Source organism: Pontibacillus sp. ALD_SL1, assembly GCF_017355605.1.
This window is the reverse complement of the sequence record NZ_CP062974.1, coordinates 2,203,963-2,218,643: the sequence shown is the minus strand read 5'-3', so window position 1 is coordinate 2,218,643 and position 14,681 is coordinate 2,203,963. Positions and strand designations below refer to the sequence as shown.

Sequence of the window (14,681 nt, the reverse complement as noted above, 5' to 3'; positions counted from 1 at the left end):
GCGCTTTAGTGAGGTGCAGGGTGTCTGGCACCCTGCAATGCTTTACTGTGCTAGGGTGCGGGGGCGCTTGAGTCTTGTGATGGTGTAGATGGCCAATCCAGACCAGATAAATGAGAAGGAGATCATATGTATATGAGTAAAGGGTTCGTTGTATAAGAAGACACCAATAATCAGCATAATGGTTGGAGCAAAGTACTGAAGGAAGCCAACCAAGGATAAAGGAATACGTTTTGCCCCGCTCGAGAACAGAAGGAGTGGGATTGCAGTTACGATTCCTGCTCCAAATACATATATAGAAGTCATGGAAATCCATTCTACTTCTCCAAAGCTTCCTGCCTGTTGGCTAAACAAATACAGTAACGCAACAGGAGTGACCAATAATGTCTCGATCGTCAATCCAAACACTGCTCCTACGTTTACCATCTTCTTTAATAAACCATAGGATCCAAAACTAAACGCAAGTAGTACCGCGATCCAAGGGAAGGACCCGAAGTTCCATGTCATATAGGTTACGCCGATTGCTGCAAGAAAAATGGCAAGCCATTGAGCTTTATTAAAGGATTCTTTCAATACAAGCATTCCTAAGAATATGCTCACTAGTGGATTAATATAATAGCCTAGACTAGCTTCTACTACGTGATCTGTGTTTACAGCCCAAATATAGGTAACCCAATTAATGCTAATCGTAATGGATGCAAGACTGATGCCAATCACTTGCTTTTTATTGGTGAAGATTCGTTTACATTCCTGCTTAAATGGTTCGCTTTTTCGAAGGATAACAATAACTCCAAACATAAAAAGGCAGGACCATATAATGCGGTGAGCCAGAATTTCGGAAGCAGGAATTTCTTGAATTAATCTCCAGTATATTGGCAATATCCCCCACAAGATATACGCACTAGCCGTATAAAGTATTCCTAGTTTGCTTTCAGTTTGCATATCGGATATGTCCTTTCTTATTAGAATCGCCTTATCCATTATAATTCTCAAGTATGATCATCGCCACTTAAATGATCGAATGGTAAAAGGGGAAGGAGAAATCGGAATGAAACCCTTTAAGGCTCATTTATCTGAGAAAGATGTTATAGCTCTTGCTTATTTAGTCGGTCAGCGTCTTGATTCCATTATTGCATCCTCTACAAGCCTCCATGTACAAAACGAAGCCCTGGATGAATACGATTCAGTCCTTATTGAAGTCAATCACCAATACATTTCAATTCATAATACGAGACTTGAATCCGAGGGGTTTGTCAGGTATTGGGATGTTATAAAGCTACATCCATCTGAACTAAATCGAGAAGAAGAGGACGAAGATAATGTTCTGTATCATATTTCTGTTGATCAGCTCTTTGTTACAGAGATCAGAGGTATTTCTATTTTTGCAAAAGAAGTAGAAACAGATGACATTACCTTAATGGTAGATGAAATGATTGTGTTTGACCTTGAGGATGGACGAGAGGTCGGCTTAGTAGCGAGGAAGGAGAAATCAGGTGTAGGTATACTATTTGAAAAAGAATCCATTAATAGGATCGCTCAATCTTGTATAGAGCGTTGTCGATGTGGATGAAAACAAATGATCCCAGGTTGAGTGTTTAATTCTAAGGAAGAAGTGGGTATAAATTATTGTGGTCAACAAAAGAACTTCCAAGGAGGTATCTACAATGGCTAATAACAGTAACAATCAAGGTAAAAGTGGCGAGAACCGAACAGAGGGACAAAACAAAGAGTACGGCCGCCAGGGGAAATACGCTAAAGGGAATAAGAAGAACTCCAGTGATAACGAATAGTATGTACACAATGAAAAGACTGGCCTAGAAGTCTGTAATGGACTTCCTGAGGCCAGTCTTTTTTATGTAACAGGGTTGTAGATTAGAGCTTTTCTCTAATGTCCGTTATTCAATCTCTTCGAAATATTTACCCTCTTCTGGAGCTTCATCTTTAGGAGCTAGTACCCCAACTTGGGCGATTCCATCTTCTTTTACAAGATAATTGTAAAACCAATCTGGTTCCTCTTCAAAGGCGACTGTTATGAGGGAGGATGACGTGTCACCTTGTTCTTGTGGCTTTAAATGATACGTTGCATCAGGAAACTTTTCATTTAAATAAGAGCTCAGTCGATCAACCCCAGGTTCACCTTCTAATGCTTCTGCTTTCTTAAATCCATCCGGAATAGTGGCAGGGGGAGTTGATGTGTAGGTTGAATAGGCGAAAAAGATAGCTAAACAAGCGCCTACTGCCAATAAAATTTTATTTCTCTTAATCCCGCCGATCACGATGAGAATGATGGCGATTGGAGCGACAAATAGATAAGCCATTGATGTTCCTCCTCAAAATGAGTAATCTGCTTGGTTTTTCCAAGTGTTCATTTTGTAATATAGGGGTTGAGACCGGCCGCGTCAATAGGAATATTCAGGTATGTCTCGTTAGAATTTTGCGAGTAATTTCGTTGAAAGCCCCGGAAAATCTTGATATGATGGGCTTAGTAGATCACTCTACAAAAAGGAGCTATGCATATATGGACTTTAATATTTTCATGCAAGACGCTGTTGGTCAGGCTCGTAATGAAATTGAATCGGTTGGTTACGAACAGCTGACAACACCTGAAGAAGTAGACGAAGCATTACAGCGAAAAGGAACTACACTCGTTATGATTAATTCTGTATGTGGTTGTGCTGGTGGTGTAGCACGCCCAGCTGCGGCCCACTCTGTTCATTACGATAAACGTCCAGATCACTTGGTGACGGTTTTTGCTGGCCAAGATCGTGAAGCTACCAATCGCGCTCGCGAATATTTCGAAGGCTTCCCTCCATCTTCACCATCTTTCGCGTTCTTAAAAGACGGTAAGATTGTAACGATGGTAGAACGCCACGACATTGAAGGATTTGATCCAATACAGGTCGTAAATAAACTACAAGCAATCTTTGACGAACATTGTGAAGAAATTTAAGTGAAAAGATGGTCATACTTGGCCATCTTTTTACTCGTTTAAATGGAAATGTTACCGAAATTAAAGGAGATTAAGACGTGAAGATTGGATATCGAACGATTAAAACCGCTGTAGGGACCCCTATAGCGATTTGGATTGCTCAAATCCTAGCCTTAACGAATTTCGCTTCGGCTGGAATCCTTACCATACTTTGTATACAAAACACGAGAAAACGCTCTATAATGAGTGCATCATCCAGGTTTGCAGCTTGTTTATTGGCAATGGCCTTTTCCTACGCTGTATTTGAAACGATTGGCTATCATCCTCTTGCAATTGGAATCATGCTGATCTTATTTATTCCCGCAACGGTAAAATTAAAGGTGAAAGAGGGAATCGTAACAAGCTCTGTTATTATTCTGCACTTATATGGTTCAAACAATATTGGCTTAGAAACCCTCATTAATGAATTTTTACTGATTGTCGTTGGCATAGGTGTAGCCCTAATTCTGAACTTGTACATGCCTAGTCTTGAAAGCAATTTAAAAGAGAAACAAAAACAAATCGAGGATAACTTCAGCATTATACTTAAAGAAATTGCTGAATTCTTAAGAACAGGTGACCAAAAATGGTCTGGGCAAGAGTTAACTGAAACGGCTCTTATGCTTGAAGATGCAAAGAGCTTGGCTTACCGAGATGTGGAGAACCATTTGCTTCGTAATCATCATGAATATTACCACTACTTTCAGATGCGACAGAAGCAATTTGAGTTACTTGAACGCATGTTGCCCCATATCAGTCGTGTTAACCATACTTATCAGCAGTCGATGATCATGGCCGAATTTTTTGATGAGCTTTCAGACAGCGTCCACCCGGGAAATACAGCAGTACTATTCTTAAAGCAAATTAAAGAAATGAAAGAAGGCTTTAAAAAGGGAGAACTTCCTCAAACGCGAGAAGAGTTTGAAGAGCGAGCAAGTTTATTTAATTTGTTAAATGAAATCGAACAATATTTAATTATCAAGCGATCGTTTAAAAAGAGTGATATTTAGTAACTTGAGCGGGCAAGCTACCACTAAAATCATACCGAACAGGAGGTGTTGTGGTGAAAGGTTTGCTCGTTTTTATTTTGCTCGTTTCTCCAATTTGGCCGATTGGGGAAAATCCCTCAAGAGGCTACCCGTTTGTAATTGTAAATAAAACGACGAATGAATTAGCTTTTATGGATGATGGTAAAATACAAGGTGTCTACCCGGTTGCCACAGGGAAAACATCAGATCTAACTCCAGAAGGACTTCACACGATTACAGTTAAAGCGAAAAATCCATATTATCGAAAATTGAATATTCCAGGTGGAGATCCGAAGAATCCGCTTGGAACTCGTTGGATCGGATTCGATGCTAAAGATACGGATGGTCGAATTTACGGGGTGCACGGTACCAACAGACCTGATTCGATTGGGAAATATATATCGAACGGTTGTATTAGAATGAATAACAAAAATGTAGAAGCTCTCTATGAAAAGATTCCAATTGGCACTAAGATTCTTGTCACTTCTACCAATAAATCCTTTCAGCAACTAGGTAAAGAATACAAAGCTATTGATTAATAGCATAGAAAAGAGCTCAGAACAGTTTCTGAGCTCTTTTTCCATTTTATTTTGCCGTAACTGCTTTTGTAAATTTATCAAGATCATTGTGTGCAATTCTTGTAATAGCCCCGTCCTCATTAAAATTGATTCTTCCTGATAGTTCAACTGTTTCATTCTCTTCCTTAGCTTTAGTAATTTGGACGTTAACGGTATACGTATAGGCGTTATCCACTGACTCTACTGGTTTTATTGTTAAATCCTCAACATTCATTTTCCCGTCGATACCTTGGACCTTACTGTGAAATAAGTTAATCGAACGATTGGCTATCGCATCATCGTAATAGCTTTCTGAGAAATATGGCTTAAACTCTTCGGCGTAATAAGTCTCGATTTCACTAGCTGATTGTTGTATATTATCGTAATTCTCAGCTAGTTCTTCGCTTGGGCCAGAGAACATCTTCTTGACTACGATTTCAGCTGTTGCAGTATCTTCATCTTTCTCTGCTGAGTCTACAGAAGAACACCCAACCGCAAGTAATAAGGCTCCACATATCGAGATTAACTTCCAGAGCATGTTGCTTTTCACATTCATTAAAAACCCTCCAACCTCTTTGTTACTCTTATTTACGTTTAAGCCGAAGTGAGGTTTCAGAATATTCCATAAAAATGTAAAATCAATGGATTCATGAAGCAGAGCTCGTCCTCATAGAGTAGTGGGAGGGGGGGGATTCAGTGGGGGTAGAACTGATAAGTATGCTAGTGGCTTCTTTATGTACAGTGCTCGGTGCTTTGCCAGTATTGCTAATAAAAAACCTTTCTCATAAGGGGCGTGATGTGCTTCTTGCCTATACCGCTGGCGTGATGGTGGCAGCATCAACGTATGGACTTATTCCTTCAGCTTTAAAACTATCGAATGTACCTGTCTTAATAACAGGAATTTTAGTTGGAACTGTGGTGCTGATGCTCCTTGAAATCCTTTTACCTCATCAGGACTTAGAACATGAAGTGGAAAAAGTATCACGTTCTTCTATTTTATTGTTTATTATCGCAATGTCTCTCCATAATGTACCTGAAGGTTTATCAGTAGGCATTAGCTTTGCAAGTGATTATAGAGATTTAGGATCGATTGTAGCGTTTGTTATTGGACTACAAAATATGCCTGAGGGCTTTCTAGTGGCTTTATTTTTATTGCTGCAAAAGGTTCATCGACTGAAAATGATAATACTGGTGAGTGTGACGGCTTTAGTGGAGCTACTAGCGGCGTTGGTCGGACTGTGGTTTGGACAATTTTTTAGCAACGTTATTCCATATGGACTTGCCTTTTCTGCAGGTGCGATGCTTTTTATTGTCTATAAGGAATTGATACCTGAAAGTCACGGCGATGGGAATGAACGAGTAGCTACGCTCTCATTTATTTTGGGGTTTATAAGTATGATTTTTTTGACGGATATAATGAGGTAATGGGAGAGTTCTTCAATAGAGGGGCTCTTTTTTATGAGGAATAGCATCAAAAAAAGGGAACGCCGTTATCATGGAGTTCCCCTGGTCAATTAAAGCCCTGAAGAATATGTAGTTCTACCTATGTACTTCTTAACAAAGTTAGATCTCCAAATAGCGAATCCTATAAAAGCGCCGAGCATATTTAGGATGAAATCATCAATATCAAATCTTCCTCTTCTTGTAACTACTTGTACGAATTCAATCACAAAAAGCAGTAATGTCATTGAAATTGCAAATATACTTACTTTGTTCGCTTTTTTTAAGAAGAATGGTAGATAAATGCCCATGGGAAAGAACAAAATTACATTTCCAAAAAGATTCTTAATGGGAATATCCATATTCATACTTTCATCAACTATCGCTGTCACATACGTACTTATTGTTTTGAACGGAACAATATTTGAGGATTTTCTGATATATTCAACCAGCGAAGTTTCCGAAAATGCATACCCTCTCGTGCCCATAAACAAAATTGACACTAATGCTAGTACATAAACGATGAAGGTAACCCCTGCAACAACTTTCATTCCTTTTTGCATCTTTTCCTCCTGCTTGTCTCCTCAATTCTTAGTAAAATTTAAAATTGTTTTTACAATAAGTTGGGAAATTTTGATAAACTAATTCTAGCATAGTATAGACTGTTATCAACAATATCCTTATCGAATTTAATAGGTAACAAACGCTTATTTTGTAAAGCGCTCTTTAATATCGGCGGTGAATATGAAAAAGATATAAGCTCTAGAATGTTAGTATTAAAAGTAAGAAGAAAGGGGTTTCGATATACAGGCAAGGTCCTTTTCAAATTACTTGAAAGGAGGAAGGCGGTTGTGGCTTAACGATCTAATATTAGCTGTAATGTGCTTATTTATGGTGCTTGGAGCACTAGATTACTATGTATTGAATCATAAATTATTATTAGGCTGGCGTTTCTATGAAGCATTTATGATGATGGGACCACTGGCTCTTTCTATGGTCGGCATCATTTCATTGGCTCCTGTTCTTGCCAAGTGGCTCGCTCCAATTATTGTTCCGCTATTTGAATGGTTTGGAGCAGACCCATCCATGTTTGCTTCCATGCTTCTTGCTATTGATATGGGGGCGTATCCGCTCGCTACATCTCTTGCTGATACAGAAGAAGCGGCTGTCTTCTCTTGGTCCTTATTAGGTACGATGATGGGGCCGACGCTAGTGTTTACAATTCCAATCGCTTTAACTGTTATACAAAAGGATGATCGGCCCTTTTTTGCGAAGGGGATCTTAATCGGAATGATGACCATTCCTCTTGGAGTTTTTACGGGAGGTTTTATCGCAGGTTATGAACCTCTTTGGATGGTTCGAAACCTTGTACCTTCTATTCTGCTTGCCGTACTTATTGCCATGGGTTTATGGCTTTTCACAAACGCTACGATTCGTTTCTTCGCGATATTTGGAAAAGGTGTAGAACTTATTGTAATTACGGGATTAGCAGCTATTATTATTGAAACATTAACAGGGTTTCCTGTTATTCCTGGGATGGCGCCTTTAAGTGATGGCATTGTTATTGTAGGACGCATCACGGTTACCCTTGCAGGAGCTTATCCGCTCGTTGCTTTTCTAAATCGGAAAGGAGAGAAGCTCTTTACCAGATTGGGGGCTAGCCTTGGACTGAATGCGACAGCTATGACAGGTCTTATGGCTTCCTTAGCTCATCACTTACCGATGCTGGGTACGATGAAGGATATGAATAGCAGAGGTAAAGTTGTCAACGCGGCTTTTGCTGTTAGCGGAGCGTTTGTTATTGGAAGTCACCTCGCTTTTGTAGCAGGCGTACAGAAAGAAATGATGATTCCTGTTATGATTGGCAAAGCCTTAGCTGGCGTTATGGCTGTTGTAATTGCTCTAGCAATGACTAGGAACATGGAGGACTCTAGCGGATGAACATCTTTTCTTACTGTTCGAATTCAAAGTAGTAAAGAGGTTCTGGGAGTATTTGTGCTGTTGGAAAGGTAACTAATCTTTAGAAAAGGAAGTGTTGGCGTGAATCAAGTAAATGATCCAGCGCAAACCACAACCGAAGAAAAACACACTATGATTCAAACCGTTGTAGATAAACAATTGAACATGTACGGTCGTGACATTGTTGCGATCGGAGTATATGGCTCAGTAGGAATTGGGAATGCGGGTCCTTACTCAGATATTGAAATGCATATCGTTACAAAAGACGGCGTTCAACTTGAGAGCTATGAATTTATTTATCCTCCTTATAAACTCGAGATTGGATCGATTGAACGATCAAAAATATTAGCAAAGGCTAAGAGATATGAATGTACATGGCCGATCTGGGCAGGATCATTTATAAATGTTCACCCTGTTTATGATCCTGAAGGTTTCTTTGAAACGTTGAAAGCATATCCTTATTCACATACCGAGGAAGAGAAGATGGGAGTGATGCGAGAGTTCATGATTTGGGAGCCTTATGAATGCATGGGGAAGATCCGTAACGCCTATACAAAAGGACACCTAACCTACATCCCACAAGGTGCTCACCAGCTTCTTAGAAAAGCTTCCTTATTAATTGGGCTACAAAACAATCGCTTTTACAGTACCCAGTCTAAAATGTTTGAAGAAGCCATGCAGCTTCCTTCCAAGCCCGCTGGTTTCAATGAGTTAGCTTTGCTAGTATTAAGCGGTGACCTAACCGACTCGGAACTTGTATATAAACATTGTGAAGAACTTTGGAAAGGCTTAAATAATTGGTTTGACGAACTCGGCATCCAATATAAAATAGCCTCACTCCCATTTTAGGCTTAGTATTTATATTAAATGTTTACATAAGTCCACTGAAGTAAGTCTGAATGTCTAAGCTTACGGAGTGGATACCAAAACAAGACAATAGACGAATAGGGGCTAAAGCCTCTATCATAGTAAGAAATAGATTAAAGTAGGTGGGAAGATGAATTTTATAGCGCTTGATTTTGAAACAGCCAATTCTTCGAGAGCTAGTGTTTGTTCTATTGGTCTCGTAGAATATGAAAATGGTCAGCCCAAACGAGAATATTATTCATTAGTAAAGCCGAAGCGAAATTATTTTGCTCCGATTAATATATCCGTTCATGGTATTACGCAAAAAGATGTGGAAGAGGCTTATGAGTTTGACACGTTGTGGCATCAAGACATCCAACCTCTTCTTGATGGGAAGTTTCTTCTCGCTCATAACGCTCAATTTGATATGGGGGTCTTGCGAGCGGTGTTAGATGAATATAACATTCCCTATCCAATGATTGCTTACAATTGTACGATGAACATATCGAAGAAGACGTGGTCGTTTCCTAGGTACAATTTAAAAGAGCTATCTCATCATCTAAATATAGATTTGAATCACCACCATGCTCTTGATGACGCTCGGGCAGCTGCGCAGATCTTCTTAGAAGCAGGGAAACATCTCGAAGCAAGTGATGAGAAAGAAGTTGTGGAAAAAAGCCAAACCATTAACGGAATGATGTTTGACGCATCTTATGAACCAGCGCGTCTAAATCGGAAGAAACGTGCGAGCAAAACGGGTCAAAATGCACAAGCTAAGCAGTATATGGCAGCCTCACGTGATTTTAATACGTCTCACCCGTTTTATAATGCTACGTTTGTCTTCACTGGTAGACTGAAATCACTTAAACGAGACGAAGCTATTCAGCGTGTCGTTGATCTTGGTGGTGACTGGGAATCTTCCGTTCAATCTACAACCAACTATGTTGTTGTAGGAAATCAAGCTTACGAGAATTATCTACAAGGTAAGAAAAGCAGTAAGTTAGAGCGTGTAGAAACACTAATTGCTCAAGGGCACTCCGTTGAAGTCCTTTCTGAGGATGAGTTTATCCGTCAACTTGAAACTGCTTAATAGGAAAATGCTCTAGGGGTGACCTTGAGCATTTTTTTATCATAAAGGGGGCCAATTATGGAAGATCTGTACAATCACCTAAAAGAGTTAGAAGAGACGTTACTCCAACCAGAAACTAGAAAATCTCTACAATCTTTGCGAAACTTATTAGCACCTTCTTTTTTTGAAGTTGGTAGTAGTGGTGAAGTTTTATATAAGGAAGGTATAACGACAGAGAATATTGGGGTTGTGGACATGACCTTATTTGATTTTGAAATCCATCCTCTTTCTGAAGAAGTAGTGCTGACGACATTCACTATCGATAATCACTTAAAGCAGCAACGCTCATTGAGGAGTTCGATTTGGAAACATATGAATGGGAATTGGATGATGGTTTTCCACCAGGGTACAATTGCCAAAGAAACCTATAAAGAAAATCGGAGAGAATTATGAAAAATCCCTCACCATTTCAAAAGAGAATGCTCGTATTTAAGATAATCATAGTGGTTGCATTTGTAACTCTGCTTCTTTTTCTAGTGCGAACGATGTTTATTTATTAATGAGAAATGGTTGTTTTTCGTTAAATCACTTTACTATTGATCAAGGCAACCGGAAGCGCTGTCTATACATTGTAAAATAGAGCGATTTCATATTATGATAAGTAGGAAATGAAAGGGAGAGGGAGGAGTGTTCTCATGAGTACAGATGTAAAGTATGCGATACAAGATGTGTATCCAGATGATTTTTCCTGGTGTTACGGTTGTGGGCGATTAAATGAGAAGGGACACCAGTTTCGGACTGGGTGGGACGGGGACAAAACCGTTACAATTTATACGCCAAAGGCTGAACACACAGCGATCCCTGGTTTTGTGTACGGAGGTTTACTAGCATCTCTTATTGATTGCCATGGTACAGGAGCAGCTTCATTAGCGTTACATAAGAAAAATGGCTATATGCCAGAGGATGGGGTAGAGGCACCTAGGTTTGTAACTGCATCTCTACAAGTCAATTATAAGAAACCTACACCACAAGGGCATTCACTAAAAGCAGTTGGTACTATTGAGGAAATTCATCCCAAGAAATATAAGATACATATAGAAGTTTTCTCAAGCGAGCTTTGCTGCGCTTCTGGTGAAGTGGTAGCTGTTAAGATGCCGGAGTCATTTGGTCAATCATCATAGAAGGACAAAAGGAGAGGTATTATGAAACAAATTGTAGCCATAATGCTCAGCATGGTTGCAATCGTTGTGTTTACAACGGTTTACTTTTATTCATCAACTGAAGGAATACGAGAAGAGATTTTTCAAGAGAATGGATATACGTTGGAGCTTGAGGATCCTGCTGTCACAGCTGATGTAAACATTCGAAAAGAGTGGATGAACGAGAAGAAAACGGACGTTGATGAAAAGGTTCTGGAAAAAGGTAGTTCCACTGTCATCTTGGAAAGCGTAAGTATTGACTCAGAAAGCAACTACACGCTCACATTTGATATCCGTCAAAGCTTTTCGGATGAAGAGAAAGGCGGTTTTCTGACTAGCTTCAATCGAGGAGTTGGAGAGGTGACCTTTAAGCCAAAAGAGAAGGTTGCTTTTTATACCGCAAATGGGGAACAAATTAGCATAGATAAGATCATGGTAGATGAAAGCTCAGGACCTAATGAACGCTATACGGTAACATTAAGTCGGGACTACCTAGTTGATGTACAGGATTACATTAGAATGGAATTGGATTATCAATATTATACGTATACACAAAAATAACCAGCTTCTGAGCTGGTTATTCTTGTAGATTCTGAGAAAAGGTGGGGAGCAGTGTCCTATTATGGGTGAAACTTCACGTTCCTTGTTTCATTAAACACAATTGTAAAAGGAAGGTTGTTCAAGGAGATCTGAACGTAATCTTCTTTTTCAATAAGGTGAGATGGAATACCTAGGTGTAACTTTTCTTTTCCATCTTCAAAATGTATTTCTGTACCATTGTAGATAATAGTCGTATCAGGGTCCGATGCTGTCGATGCGGTAATGTGAGCCCTGCTCTCTACATCATCTTGATGGATAACGTCAGGGTCCATCCTGAAACTAAGGGTCCGGTAAGGTGTTTCAATGTCACTTACTGGTTGATTCATAAGATTGATATTTAAAAATTCAGAATCAAAACGTAGTGATGCAAGGCTTACCTCAGCTTGATCGATGACTTTAATGAATTCTTCAGGCTGTTCTTCATATGTGTCTTTTTCTGCTAAATGATCTGGAAGTCTTGTAGTGTCCATTTTAAAAGTTAATGATTTCTCCCCTTTAAAACTCACTGTTTCTAATGTGAATTCCACCTCTTTCGGCAATGACTGGACTGCTTGAAACCCTGTAATAATATAATCATTTCTTAGTTCTTGTGTTTCTGTGTTTTCAATGAGCCAGTCGGAAAATTTAATACTCTCTCCTTGCTTTGTTATTGCAGAAACGTGAATGTTTTTTGGGGGATGACCACTGGGATGAGTAATGGTTACAAAGAGCTTTGTGCCATAAGTACCAAAATCAAAAGAATCAAGTACGATTTTAAAATCATTGTATGTAAACGTTTGGTCTATCTTCATGCTTTCGATTATATCTGGTTGTGCCTTGAAAGAGACCGATATGTCTACCTTTTCCTCTTTTCCATTTACGTTAATCCTGGGCGAGCCTTTGACGTTCAATTTTTTCCCCTCAATAGGAGGATTAGAACCAATCTTTAATGGCATGATGGAGTAAAACTGATCACCAAATTGAATGCCAAATTTACTCTCTATGTCTGAATCCGTTAGAAGAGGAGGTATTGATTGGTTATTGTGCCTTATTGTAAAAGATTGATCGTTCGCAGTTTGTGTATACAGTTGTGGTACTGGTTTCTCCTCATTATTATTTGTAGAAGCCTTTCCGATTGAAGCGACATCCCGGTGATAGAACAAGAATATCGTTTGCCCATTGTACCAAGCTTGGTCTATCGTGACCTCCGCTTGAACACCAGGTAATTCATACGTTTTATTGATTTCCTCTACAAGTGAGGATTCTTCTGCTCGCTTTAATGCAGGGACTTGTTGGTAAAAGTATTGTTTTACCTCATCCATTGACGTTGCCATTTTAACTTGTGGCAAATCAATCTTTTCTACTTCTTCGGGAGAGTCAAATACAGAATATAGTCCAATGCCAATTATGAGAACCAAAGTGATTCCCACCATTAATTTATTCCTCATTTAGTTTGCTCCTTAATTTATGTGGTATTTGTATCCTATCAAAATTTCATATACTTGTGGGTTCTGAATGGAAACTTTTGTGAAGTGTGGTGTGATACTATGTGGAAGGTATCGTGTTTACCTATTAAGGGGGGGATAGCATTATGAAGAAGTGGATCGGTTCGATTGCTGTGGTAATAATGCTAGGTAGTATAGGTGTTACTTTTTTTCTCCAAAGGCCAGATTATAGAAATATGGACATTATTAAAATAAGAGAGAATCATATTGTCATAACTCCACCTGCAAGAGATCCTGAAGCTGAATATCCCGTATATAAAATAATGATTAAGAGCAGTACCGTCATTATAGGTTCAGAAGATATAAAAGGGCTCAAGATAGGAGATACAATAGATGTTTGGATTGAGGCTATAGAAGACCAGGAGGTAGCAGCTAGAATTATTAAAAATGAGTAGCGTCTAGTAGTGTACTCCTGTGAGAGGAAGAAAGCTAAATGAAAAGTAATATGTTGTTCATAGTATTTATACTTATTACATTATCAGCTTGTAGTTCAGCAGAGACTTATACATTCTGGACAGAAGAAAACTTTCAACAAATTCAGCGATTAAATGAGGCGAATATTAGGTATGAAATAAGAAATGGTGAGATTTGGGTAAGTGAAGGGGATATGGATAAAGTGGTTGCATGTTGTTCTTGAGGCAATGTATCTAACAGGGGGGTATAAATTGGAAAAGCGAGCCAGGTCGTCACCTGACTCGCTTTGTTATCGTACTTAGGAAAAAATGATTTACTCATTTATCTTGCTTGCTTATTTGCAAGGTACGTGTTTGATTAGATATTCAAACACTGCCGCGGTTTATAAATTCTACAAGGTAGTTTTTCAACTTAAACGACGCAATCCCTACCTCTATTGCATCCTCACAGCTCCGAAGCTGATCCAGTGTGATTAAGTTGTATTAAAACATAGCAGAATGCCAGTCTCATACACATCACTCTTTCAATTTCCGATATAGTTACCTTTTAGCGAAGGCACAATAACCAATTATAGTATCTTACTTGTGAAAAGTCAATATGTTTCTTAACTGCTACAACAACTACCTTTAGAAAGGGAACTAATTATTAGGATACCCTGACTTTACGAGTTATAAACCTGCAAATATTATTCTTGAAAATCTTCACTGTAGAGCTCTTCTGTAGATGAGTCATTTTTCGACTTGGTTTTCTTTTGTTCTTCTACTTGTTCTTGACGCTGATCTTCTGTTGGCACACCATCAATCAATCCTTCTTTTTCTTTTTTCTCTTTAAAGCTTTGATCATCTTCTGTTAGCTTTCGGTTCTGTTGCTTATTTTTATTAGCCATGTTCAACCCTCCGCTTTAATACTTTAGGGATATATTTCCTCTTATGTAACTGAGTTAAACCGAAAGAGCACATCGATAGAAGTAATCTTGTGTTTCGTAGATCTTCTGTGTGATATTGTTAGGATAGAAAGAAAGTTACGCGGAGAGGAATGCAGAAGCACTTGAGAATACTAGCGAATATTGTAGCTTTTTTAATACTGCTTTTAGGGACAGGCGCTTTACTTTTGTGGTTTA

At 39.0% G+C, this 14,681-nt stretch carries 20 protein-coding genes; 14 read left to right on the top strand and 6 right to left on the bottom strand.

Annotated elements, in window-relative coordinates; genetic code table 11:
• Positions 1-42 precede the first annotated feature (42 nt).
• Positions 43-939, bottom strand: a complete 897-nt coding sequence (gene rarD, locus IMZ31_RS11255) for an EamA family transporter RarD (RefSeq protein ID WP_207527470.1) — start codon at positions 937-939, stop codon at positions 43-45.
• Positions 940-1,045: 106 nt separating this feature from the next.
• Between rarD and IMZ31_RS11250 the strand changes: the two genes are divergently transcribed.
• Positions 1,046-1,567, top strand: coding sequence for a hypothetical protein (locus IMZ31_RS11250; protein ID WP_207527469.1), 522 nt, complete (start codon positions 1,046-1,048; stop codon positions 1,565-1,567).
• A gap of 94 nt (positions 1,568-1,661) precedes the next feature.
• Positions 1,662-1,787 carry a hypothetical protein gene (locus IMZ31_RS24660; protein ID WP_256438007.1) on the top strand — a complete coding sequence of 42 codons (126 nt, stop codon included), beginning with the start codon at positions 1,662-1,664 and terminating at the stop codon, positions 1,785-1,787.
• A gap of 105 nt (positions 1,788-1,892) precedes the next feature.
• Here IMZ31_RS24660 and IMZ31_RS11245 read toward each other — a convergent pair whose 3' ends face one another.
• Positions 1,893-2,315 (bottom strand): hypothetical protein, encoded by a 423-nt coding sequence (locus IMZ31_RS11245; protein WP_207527468.1) that lies wholly within the window; start codon positions 2,313-2,315, stop codon positions 1,893-1,895.
• A 200-nt stretch (positions 2,316-2,515) separates the two neighbouring features.
• Between IMZ31_RS11245 and IMZ31_RS11240 the strand changes: the two genes are divergently transcribed.
• From IMZ31_RS11240 to IMZ31_RS11230, 3 genes are all read left to right on the top strand, one after another.
• Complete coding sequence (locus tag IMZ31_RS11240) at positions 2,516-2,947, top strand: BrxA/BrxB family bacilliredoxin (protein WP_036785285.1); 432 nt, start codon at positions 2,516-2,518, stop codon at positions 2,945-2,947.
• Between the two features lie 77 nt (positions 2,948-3,024).
• Positions 3,025-3,975 carry an aromatic acid exporter family protein gene (locus IMZ31_RS11235; RefSeq protein WP_188653975.1) on the top strand — a complete coding sequence of 317 codons (951 nt, stop codon included), beginning with the start codon at positions 3,025-3,027 and terminating at the stop codon, positions 3,973-3,975.
• Positions 3,976-4,025: 50 nt separating this feature from the next.
• A complete protein-coding gene (locus IMZ31_RS11230) occupies positions 4,026-4,532 on the top strand; it encodes a L,D-transpeptidase (protein WP_371825449.1) in 507 nt (168 codons plus the stop codon).
• Positions 4,533-4,578: 46 nt separating this feature from the next.
• On the opposite strand, the gene IMZ31_RS11225 is transcribed toward IMZ31_RS11230, so the two are convergent.
• A complete protein-coding gene (locus tag IMZ31_RS11225; protein WP_207527466.1) occupies positions 4,579-5,106 on the bottom strand; it encodes a hypothetical protein in 528 nt (175 codons plus the stop codon).
• A 161-nt stretch (positions 5,107-5,267) separates the two neighbouring features.
• Here IMZ31_RS11225 and IMZ31_RS11220 point away from each other — a divergent pair, with 161 nt between their 5' ends.
• Positions 5,268-5,975: a ZIP family metal transporter gene (locus tag IMZ31_RS11220; RefSeq protein ID WP_207530377.1), complete on the top strand. Its 708-nt coding sequence runs from the start codon at positions 5,268-5,270 to the stop codon at positions 5,973-5,975.
• A gap of 89 nt (positions 5,976-6,064) precedes the next feature.
• Here the strand turns inward: IMZ31_RS11220 and IMZ31_RS11215 are convergent, their stop codons facing one another.
• Positions 6,065-6,553 carry a VanZ family protein gene (locus IMZ31_RS11215; RefSeq protein ID WP_207527465.1) on the bottom strand — a complete coding sequence of 163 codons (489 nt, stop codon included), beginning with the start codon at positions 6,551-6,553 and terminating at the stop codon, positions 6,065-6,067.
• A gap of 286 nt (positions 6,554-6,839) precedes the next feature.
• On the opposite strand from IMZ31_RS11215, the gene eutH reads away from it, so the two are divergent.
• The 6 genes from eutH (at position 6,840) to IMZ31_RS11185 (ending at position 11,624) form a co-directional block, all read left to right on the top strand.
• A complete protein-coding gene (gene eutH, locus IMZ31_RS11210; RefSeq protein ID WP_207527464.1) occupies positions 6,840-7,931 on the top strand; it encodes an ethanolamine utilization protein EutH in 1,092 nt (363 codons plus the stop codon).
• 99 nt (positions 7,932-8,030) lie between these two features.
• Positions 8,031-8,798, top strand: coding sequence for a kanamycin nucleotidyltransferase C-terminal domain-containing protein (locus tag IMZ31_RS11205; protein WP_207527463.1), 768 nt, complete (start codon positions 8,031-8,033; stop codon positions 8,796-8,798).
• Positions 8,799-8,946: 148 nt separating this feature from the next.
• Entirely contained in the window at positions 8,947-9,885 is a 939-nt protein-coding gene (locus IMZ31_RS11200) for an exonuclease domain-containing protein (protein WP_207527462.1), read from the top strand.
• 57 nt (positions 9,886-9,942) lie between these two features.
• Complete coding sequence (locus IMZ31_RS11195) at positions 9,943-10,317, top strand: nuclear transport factor 2 family protein (RefSeq protein WP_207527461.1); 375 nt, start codon at positions 9,943-9,945, stop codon at positions 10,315-10,317.
• Between the two features lie 242 nt (positions 10,318-10,559).
• A complete protein-coding gene (locus tag IMZ31_RS11190) occupies positions 10,560-11,045 on the top strand; it encodes a PaaI family thioesterase (protein ID WP_207527460.1) in 486 nt (161 codons plus the stop codon).
• Positions 11,046-11,066: 21 nt separating this feature from the next.
• A complete protein-coding gene (locus IMZ31_RS11185; RefSeq protein ID WP_207527459.1) occupies positions 11,067-11,624 on the top strand; it encodes a hypothetical protein in 558 nt (185 codons plus the stop codon).
• A gap of 59 nt (positions 11,625-11,683) precedes the next feature.
• On the opposite strand, the gene IMZ31_RS11180 is transcribed toward IMZ31_RS11185, so the two are convergent.
• Positions 11,684-13,090, bottom strand: coding sequence for a DUF4179 domain-containing protein (locus IMZ31_RS11180; protein ID WP_207527458.1), 1,407 nt, complete (start codon positions 13,088-13,090; stop codon positions 11,684-11,686).
• Positions 13,091-13,233: 143 nt separating this feature from the next.
• Here IMZ31_RS11180 and IMZ31_RS11175 point away from each other — a divergent pair, with 143 nt between their 5' ends.
• Both IMZ31_RS11175 and IMZ31_RS11170 read left to right on the top strand, forming a co-directional pair.
• Positions 13,234-13,542 carry a hypothetical protein gene (locus IMZ31_RS11175; protein ID WP_207527457.1) on the top strand — a complete coding sequence of 103 codons (309 nt, stop codon included), beginning with the start codon at positions 13,234-13,236 and terminating at the stop codon, positions 13,540-13,542.
• Positions 13,543-13,580: 38 nt separating this feature from the next.
• The gene (locus IMZ31_RS11170; RefSeq protein WP_207527456.1) at positions 13,581-13,784 is read left to right on the top strand and encodes a hypothetical protein; all 204 of its coding nucleotides are present in this window, start codon (positions 13,581-13,583) and stop codon (positions 13,782-13,784) included.
• Between the two features lie 462 nt (positions 13,785-14,246).
• Here IMZ31_RS11170 and IMZ31_RS11165 read toward each other — a convergent pair whose 3' ends face one another.
• Complete coding sequence (locus IMZ31_RS11165; protein ID WP_207527455.1) at positions 14,247-14,447, bottom strand: hypothetical protein; 201 nt, start codon at positions 14,445-14,447, stop codon at positions 14,247-14,249.
• Between the last annotated feature and the right edge of the window lie 234 nt (positions 14,448-14,681).